This is a genomic window from Microcoleus sp. AT8-A3 (assembly GCF_036705675.1).
In the GTDB taxonomy this organism is placed as follows: domain Bacteria; phylum Cyanobacteriota; class Cyanobacteriia; order Cyanobacteriales; family Microcoleaceae; genus Microcoleus.
Map to the genome: position 1 here is coordinate 1 of NZ_JAUBVD010000119.1, position 6,193 is coordinate 6,193.

A 6,193-nucleotide genomic window follows, 5' to 3' on the forward strand; every position below is an offset into this window, starting at 1 on the left:
CTCTTGACAGGATGCTCTTTTATATCTTGCCCTTTTTGTCAAGTACAATTTATACCAAATTAGATGAGCTTACCCTGCTGTGGCCGATAATGAATTGGGGAAAAAACGCTCAGACACTCGACTAGCTAAGCACTTGCACAGCTTGCGTCCCGGTTATGCCCGACTGGGTTTAGGGATTGATAAGGCTGACAGCGATGCTCGGACTCGCATTGATGAAATTAAAGCCAAACTCACAGGAGGGACTAACTAAATGAAAGCGATGTATCTGGCAAATTACTTTGTTGCCGGATGCGTCGCTTTCTCCCTTTTGGGGTGGATAGCGAGTCTGCATCCGATGGCAATGAAAGCAGTCCTATTCTTGTTAGCAGCGATGGCAATTGCGTGGGGGCTGAGCTGGTTGCTGGACTATTCCCTGAGCAAACTACTTAAGATTACAGTTGCTGATTTGCAAGCAGTTCTCATCGGCGGTCTGGCGATGTTGCTGATTGGTTTGGGGGTGTTTCTATGCAGCTAAAACTGTTTGTGTTGAGTGCGTCCTCTGTCGTGCTGTGGTTGGTTCCACTAGCAGCACTAGACAAAAAGCTAGACATTCACAAAGCACTGCAAGGTGTCAGCTTGTGTGCTGCAATTGCTTGTGCAGTTTCTGCTGGCAACATCGCCCGTCAATTAGCAGACGAGGGAGAGATTGAGGAATTGAAACTGAGGGCAATCAAGGCAGATGTAGAGGATGAAATCAGCACCAGCGTCTATGTTTCGCAGCAACAAAGACAGCAGGAAGCTGAACTTATCCTGACTTCCCCTGGCGTTGATGTGGAAGCTTCCCGGCAAGCGCTGGAAGCTATATACAGCAGCGACTTACAGGAAACTGCTTCCGCTTCCGAATCTCCCGATTACCCTATATATTTGGAAGTTTGTAAGTCAATGGAAGCGGGTAAGTCCGTGACTTGGATTGTTGAGAATGTACTCAAAATGGGGGGACGTAAATTCTCAGAAGGCAAGGTCAAATTGCAAAATCTACTCAATCAGTTTGAAGGGGAAAAGTAATGACTAGACAGCCAAACATCCCAACAACAGCAGCCCTAAGATTGACTGGTACTAAGTCAGAAATAGAGTTAGTATTGGCGGTTTTGCGAGGTAAAGATTTCTTCTGGAAAACTAACGGCAAGTTCTACCCGCAGCGGGGAGATGATAATCAGTACGCCTACTACCTCAATGAATTGCAATTACCGCAGCTAGGGGTAGCAGTCCCGCCAACACCAGGGGAACCACAACCTCGACCGTGGGACGCAGTTCTGGGTGGTCATGGCACAGAAAAATCCGTCCGAAATTTCGGACAAGAGTCCCTCTGACTTGGCGGCGCTGAAAGCCTTGTTCTGACTCACTCGTCTAATGCTTTTACCTTTAAACCCGACGAGTGAGTTTTGGTACGTTTTCGGTACGTTTTTTTTACGTTTCCGGTTTGTGTCAAGGCGCAAGACTCCTATAATGAGAATGCGCGCTTGTCCGAAGTGAAGTCAACCTGGCTCTGCGGCTGAGAAAAAGGGATTAAGGGAAGCGCTTATGCCTACAGGTGAGAGAGATGCCGTCGGATAGCAACAGTAACCTGGGGCCAGTATTTCCCTAATCCTCTAATGTGCAATCGGGGTTAGGCGACACGAGCGCGTCGCCAACCTTGTTAGTTGCTCAAAAAATCAACAAATACACACAGCAAAAAACCGTCCCTCTCTTGTTTTGGCGACTCGAAAGAACGGCTTTTGCATCTATCCACATTCAACTCGCTGTGGGCGAGCTAAATTTCGTGTACAACAATTCTACTCCGATCGGCGGTCAAGTTACAAGTGTTCGCGGAAATCTTATCAGCAGCAGCAAGTCTAATCCTTGCCCGGTCTGTGGACGTACCAAAGACCGCGACTGCCGTATTAGCCACGACGGGAAGATGGTTCTTTGCCATCAAAACTTCGACCACACCAAAACTCAGCAGCCTGACCTGTGGCACTTTGACGGCACAAGTTCTGATAGCCGCTGCGGTGTGTACGTTCTTAAAGAAAAAACTACCAAAGATATCCGACCCAAAGGTATTCGCTACTGGGACTATCCCGATCGCAATGGTTCCCCTTTGGCACGTGTAGAACGGGTTGATGACGGTGAGGGTAACAAGAAAATTAAGCAGCAACGCTGGGATAAAGATAAAAAACAATGGCTGTACGGGCTAGGTACAGATAAGGATTTAAACAAGGTTGCCCGTGCCAGTATCCCGGTTTACCGCTATGCCGAAATCAGAAAGGCGATCGCAAACAACGAAACGATTTACCTTGTGGAGGGTGAACCTTGCGCTGACTTACTGTGGAAGCTTGGGCTAGCTGCGACTACCAATATCGGCGGGGGCGGTAAATTCACACTTACCGACTCCTTAGACTTGCAAGGTGCAAAGCTGATTGTCATAGTCCCTGACCGGGACAAAAAGGGAATCGAACACGCAGAGAAAGTTGCCGAACACTTCCCTGATGCTTTGTGGCTTTACCCATTCCCAGAGAGTAAAGCTTGGGAAAATTTGCCAGAGAAGGGCGGGCTCGATATTTTCGACTGGATTACGCACGAGAAACTTTCGGTCAGCGACATAACAGCGGCGATCGGAGAGAAGAAAATTTTCGCAACTCCCCCGCAGGCAACAGCAAAAGTTGTCCGTCCTGAACCATTTCAAGTTCCCCACATCTCGGAGCTAGGGGGAGAGATTGAAACACTGCTAGAGTCCGACCTCAAGAAATCTCAGTTACAGCTTAAAATCTCCGAGCTGGCTCAAAAATACCGTCTCAACTCTGCCGATGTCTGGAAAATTTACCGCGAGTTTGAACAAGAGTCAGAGCAAGAAGCCAACAAGGAAGACACGAGAATCGGAATTGAACAACTACTTGCCTCCAAGTCTGCTAGCGTCAAACTCTCCGAAATCTTCCCTGAATCTCTGGCCGCTCCGATCGAAGAAGTAGCGCGACGCATGAACCTCAAGCCTGAATGCTACGCGCTGGCACTAATTTCTGGTGTCTCAAGATTCTTGAAAAATGGCAGTAGCACCATGCTTGTGGAGGAATGGAACAGGTATCGGTGTCGGACTTTTGGCTACTTCGGGGCTCTTATCGCTGAGTCAAGCCAGATGAAGACTCCGGTATTGAACGCCATGATTACAGACCCGCTAGCAGCAATGAGGCAAAAGAATCAGGAGAAGTTCAATGCCCAAGAAAAAGCCTACAAAGAGGAGCTTGAACAATGGAAAAACAGCAAGGATGAGAACAAGGGCCCCGCGCCTGATGCCCCTGTAGAGACAATTCCCTACATCACTAAAGGTACATGGGAGGGAATAGCAGGGATGGTAGGCCGGAATCCCATTCAAGGAATACTCTGGCTGTGCGATGAGCTTGCAGGATTTTTTAAATCAGCCAACCAGTACCGCAGTGGCAAGGGAAGTGACAAAGAGGACTTGCTGGAATGTTGGAGCGGTAACGGTGCTGTGGTGGCACGTGCAGCCGGCACTACCGTTAACGTCGGTGCTGTCTCCCTTTCTATTTATGGAAACATTCAACCCAAGGTCTTAGAACCCTTTCTGGGGGATGGCAGCGATGATAACGGAACCTTTGCCCGATTTGACTTTGTGCAACAGCCACCAGCCTTAACCCAGATAACTTTAGGTGTGTCAAAGATTGACATCAACCCGATGCTGCAAGCGCTCTACGAAAATGTGGACGCTATCCCGATGATGCAATTCGAGCTAGATGAGGAAGCCCGAAAGTTGTTTGTGGACTATTACAACCACTGCCAGCGACTTCGGCTAAATCATCCCAAGCAAGGGATGCGGGCAATGTTAGGTAAGGCTGCTGAGAAAGTTGGCCGCGTCGCAACCATCCTGCACTGTATCCACGCTGCACACACGAAAATTGAGGTTTCCTCCAAGATTCCTGCTAGCCAAGTTGCCGCTGCTATCAAGTGGGTTGAGTACACAACTGTGCAAGCTTTGAGCATAAATATTGAGGTTTCCAGTCCCGATGCGCTTGAAAGCAATCTCGCGAAAATCATCTCGCTGGCAGAACGCAAGGGGGGCACGGTAACAGCTCGAGAGGTTAGCAAGTCCTTTGATGCCAAATACCGTCCAAGCGCACAAAAAATACGGGAATGGTTTACAGAACTGGCAACCATGAATTATGGGGAGGTTACAAGTAAAGGTCAAAGCATTCTGTTTTCTCTTACAAAAACCTCCCCATCCTCCCCAGCAAGCTGGAATGTAGATACAGCAACGGTTACAAGTGGGGATACATACCTCCCCACTGTATCCCCACCATCCCCACTAAGTAACGTTCCCCCCCCGTTTACTCAATCTAGTGGGGAGGAATGGGGAGGTAGTGGGGATACAAACCTCCCCACCTTTAAATCCTTGTCAGATAAGGAGTTAAGGTCTAGTGGGGAGGATGGGGAGGTTTTTACACCTTCTCCTAAAACCTCTCAGTCCTCAATGATGAGCTGTACTACAGGAACCGCTAAACCAGTGCCTACCCCCAATAAACACAAAGTGTTTAAGGAAGGCGATCGGGTTGTTGTTGCCTATGACGGTGGTTCTTTCTATGAAGGCGTTAAAGGTACGGTAATCAAGGTTCGGGGCAATGATGTGACGGTAGATTTCGACAAACGGGTGCGGAATATGGACTTTGCTACTTTTGACCTCGCCAGCACTACGTTGATGAAAATATGACACATGGTGTCGGTATCAGTTGCGCTAGTTGTAGGCAGACTGTTAAGAGGACTTGATTGAAGCAAGCGATGACCAAAAAACACAAAAACAAACTTAATGAGTCAAACGACTTCTGTGTCGCGACAGAAGCTGCCTTTGAGCTTGTTCGGCAAGCAATAGCCGTAAAGCGTAAGAAGGGTGAATATTACCCTTCTCAGTGGGAAGACCCAGAGTGGGTACGTGAGAATATCGCTCCGGCGTTACTCAACAAGATGTTAGAGGGACTTCCTTGAACAATTAGCGGGTCTAGAGTTGGTGGTGGATGAAATTAGTAAATACGGCGAGATTACTTGCGTAAAGCCCGACGGAAGTTTTACTACATGGCTTGACCCCAAGGACTTGGAAGCCGCTGACTAACGGCTCAATCTCATCCCCCTTAATTGGGGGATTTTCGTGTCTACAAGTTTTGTAGACAAACTGTTGACAGTGTAGACAGATATCAGTTATTGTAGACAAATACTGTATACAGGTGTCTACAATGAGTCAAAGTCAAGTTGTATCGTTTAGGGCTTCTGGTCACTTCCTGAACTGGATAGAAGCTCAGAAGCTAGACAGTGAGTCGCTTAGTCAAACTGCACAACGCATTCTCAAGGAAGTCTCAGGCACGTCTACAGCGCTGTCTACTTTGTCTACACCTATAGTGTCTACACTGTCTACGGATTTGTCTACACGAAGTAATGATAGCGTCGCGTCTACAGAAATTGTAGACACTGTAGACAAGGTTGTAGCCGATCGCCTTGACACCGTGATGGAGCGGATGGCCGCCATTGAGGAACGGCTGGGAAAATTGAGTGCCTGAGTGACGGCAACGATGAATCACTCAGGCAGGAATTGAAAGCGGCCAACAAGCAGCTTGCAGAATGGGATAAGGAACTGAATGAGTTACACGAGCGCAACGGCGATTTAGGACTGAAGGTGCAGATGTTGGAGCAAGAACTCAAGGAAGTGCAGCGCGATCGGCAAGCAAATAAAAACTCGGCTCCGACCGTCGCAGAATTTCCAGAGCCGGCCGACCTGCTTAACAAGTTGAAGACCAGACGCAAAAAGTCCGGCGCAAACTTGGCAGATATGGAGGCAGTTTTGGACATACTCAGCTACTTAGAAGAGTAGGACTGAGCTAAAGATGAGCGGAAAACCAGACTCTCGGTAGCTTAGTCAACCTGAAACCCTTGCTACGCAAAAGGATTACCTAACGGGTACGGCAGGACTTGAACCTGCGGCTCGCTGCTTAGAAGGCAGCTACTCTATCCAACTGAGTTACGCACCCAACTCAAAAATCGCTAACAAGATTATTGTATCGGTGCAGTGTGCGATCGAGCAAGTAAATTATTTGATGACTTACCGGGACTTAAACATAAAATACGATAAAAATAGGTTATAATGCTTACATAGCAAGCATATAACGTTAAAAAATGACCC

Annotated in this window: 7 protein-coding genes and 1 tRNA gene; 7 read left to right on the plus strand and 1 reads right to left on the minus strand. The window is 48.0% G+C overall.

Going from position 1 to position 6,193, the window contains the following annotated elements:
* Positions 1-79: 79 nt before the first annotated feature.
* From QUB51_RS29880 to QUB51_RS29910, 7 genes are all read left to right on the plus strand, one after another.
* Positions 80-250, plus strand: coding sequence for a hypothetical protein (locus QUB51_RS29880; RefSeq protein WP_333210810.1), 171 nt, complete (start codon positions 80-82; stop codon positions 248-250).
* Positions 251-514 carry a hypothetical protein gene (locus QUB51_RS29885; protein WP_333264505.1) on the plus strand — a complete coding sequence of 88 codons (264 nt, stop codon included), beginning with the start codon at positions 251-253 and terminating at the stop codon, positions 512-514.
* Positions 505-1,044, plus strand: coding sequence for a hypothetical protein (locus QUB51_RS29890; protein ID WP_333264503.1), 540 nt, complete (start codon positions 505-507; stop codon positions 1,042-1,044). Before QUB51_RS29885 ends, QUB51_RS29890 begins: the two co-directional genes overlap by 10 nt.
* Positions 1,044-1,349 (plus strand): hypothetical protein, encoded by a 306-nt coding sequence (locus QUB51_RS29895; protein ID WP_333264500.1) that lies wholly within the window; start codon positions 1,044-1,046, stop codon positions 1,347-1,349. The genes QUB51_RS29890 and QUB51_RS29895 overlap by 1 nt, the downstream gene beginning before the upstream one ends.
* Before the next feature lie 284 nt (positions 1,350-1,633).
* Complete coding sequence (locus QUB51_RS29900) at positions 1,634-4,735, plus strand: DUF3987 domain-containing protein (protein ID WP_333264498.1); 3,102 nt, start codon at positions 1,634-1,636, stop codon at positions 4,733-4,735.
* A 517-nt stretch (positions 4,736-5,252) separates the two neighbouring features.
* Entirely contained in the window at positions 5,253-5,573 is a 321-nt protein-coding gene (locus tag QUB51_RS29905; protein WP_333055853.1) for a hypothetical protein, read from the plus strand.
* Positions 5,574-5,605: 32 nt separating this feature from the next.
* Positions 5,606-5,884: a flagellar alpha dynein gene (locus QUB51_RS29910; RefSeq protein WP_333055854.1), complete on the plus strand. Its 279-nt coding sequence runs from the start codon at positions 5,606-5,608 to the stop codon at positions 5,882-5,884.
* A gap of 83 nt (positions 5,885-5,967) precedes the next feature.
* Here the strand turns inward: QUB51_RS29910 and QUB51_RS29915 are convergent.
* Positions 5,968-6,041 (minus strand) — tRNA-Arg (locus QUB51_RS29915).
* Between the last annotated feature and the right edge of the window lie 152 nt (positions 6,042-6,193).

Coding starts and splice junctions, on each gene's coding strand:
- QUB51_RS29895 (WP_333264500.1), top strand. CDS start 1,044: ATGACTAGACAGCCAAACATCCCAACAACAGCAGCCCTAAGATTGACT.
- QUB51_RS29905 (WP_333055853.1), top strand. CDS start 5,253: ATGAGTCAAAGTCAAGTTGTATCGTTTAGGGCTTCTGGTCACTTCCTG.
- QUB51_RS29885 (WP_333264505.1), top strand. CDS start 251: ATGAAAGCGATGTATCTGGCAAATTACTTTGTTGCCGGATGCGTCGCT.
- QUB51_RS29890 (WP_333264503.1), top strand. CDS start 505: ATGCAGCTAAAACTGTTTGTGTTGAGTGCGTCCTCTGTCGTGCTGTGG.